The 1,572-nt window shown below is 50.6% G+C and carries 1 protein-coding gene; it reads right to left on the bottom strand.

Annotated elements, in window-relative coordinates:
• Positions 1-1,572 (bottom strand): glycoside hydrolase family 2 TIM barrel-domain containing protein (locus tag R7M72_RS24465; protein WP_318056384.1); only part of this gene is annotated, 1,572 nt, incomplete at both ends.

The raw sequence follows: 1,572 nt of genomic DNA, 5'->3' as shown, positions 1-1,572 counted from the left end.
GAAAAACGCGTTGTCGAAATCATGGTTTGCCATCACTTGTGCGTTGCAATCGCCTGCTTGCAGTGGCATCAGCGTCAAACCGTAACGGAACTCGTCCATGTACACGCGGTAAGAGTCGAGCACTTCACTGCCCCATGAGTTCGAGCCTAACCCCATCACTTGATGGTCAAGGTTAAGGGTGATGTAGCCACTCTTTTCTAGCTCGATCGTATGTTGCGCTTCATGCAGATTTTGGTTGGTGTAGAACCACGCGCTGAAGTTGATTTCTTGCTGAGGTTTCACCAATAACCCTGTGCCATGACGGTTGGTGAGCGATGCCCAGCGCACGTGTTGGCGGTTGCCGTTGTTTTGCGGGAACGGGTAGTTCTCGAACATGTCCGCCACATTGGTGTGGTAAACATCAATGAGGTTAGCTTGGCGACTGTCTTGGTAGTTTTCTTCTGGGCCGCGACCGTAGTAGCTCACTTGGTCAAAGCTGCCGTTGATGCCCAAATCCAAGCCGATGACCGGAATCACGTGAGGGTAGTCGCCGTAGCGCTCGCCACTCAGTTCCACGTTCAAATGGCCTTGAGCATTGATTTGATAGCGATAGGTACAACGCATGCCAAAATCAAAGACCGGCGGCGCAATGATGCTGGTGGTTGTAATCAAGACGGAATCATCAGTTGCTTCCACAGCAAGTGTGCGGACGTGCTCCTGCATGATTTGCAGATGCGCTGGGTGCCACAAACCTTCATACTCTTGTTTGTGGTTATCAATCATCGGTTTGAAGAAGTTTAGTCTCGGCTCAGATTGAATGATCTCTTCGCCATTTACGCGCCAAGAAGTCAGTTTGCCGTTTACTTTGGAGAAGGTAAGCGTGAAGTTATGACCTGTGATCACATGCTCTAGGCGGCTTTCTTCAAGCAGCAAGGGTTGAATATTGTGGTTGACCAGCGCAGGCAACGTCGCGGACTTGTTTTTCAGTTGGAACTGATACACCGCAATTTCATGGTTGGCTTCGCTGTAAAGCGTGCGACTGTCTTTGCGTAGGGTGAAGTTGATGAAGGCTTCGCGCTCATCCAATTCTGGTAAGTCGATGCTTACTTCACGAGCGCTGTTTGCGGCCAGTGCTTCGACTTTAAACTGCACGCTACGCAAGGTTTCGCCTTCGGCACGCACATCAGCAGTAATGGTGTAATCATCGAGGTTGGAGAACCACAATTTGTTCTCAACGATGAAGCGAGCATGGCAACCTTCGACGGCGCGGATTTTCACCGGTGCAATGACTTGTTTGTATTCTTTGAGACCTGGGCCCGGGGTTTGATCTGGGTAAATCAGACCATCCATGCAGAAGTTGTAGTTGTTTGGGTAGTCGCCGTAATCGCCGCCGTATTTGTAGAACTCTTGGCCGTGTTCATCACGCGCTAGAATGCCGTGATCACACCATTCCCAAACGTAGTGACCTTGAATGTGGTCGTGCGCATAGAACACGTTTTGGTATTCCGTCAGACCACCCGGCCCGTTACCCATCGCGTGTGCGTATTCGCAGATAATGCGTGGCTTCTCGTGTGGGTGTTCGCCAAAGTAATT

This window comes from Vibrio sp. YT-18 (genome assembly GCF_033337345.1).
Taxonomy (GTDB): Bacteria; Pseudomonadota; Gammaproteobacteria; order Enterobacterales; family Vibrionaceae; genus Vibrio; species Vibrio alginolyticus.
The sequence above is the reverse complement of the archived record's forward strand: the minus strand, read 5'-3'. Positions and strand labels throughout refer to the sequence as shown.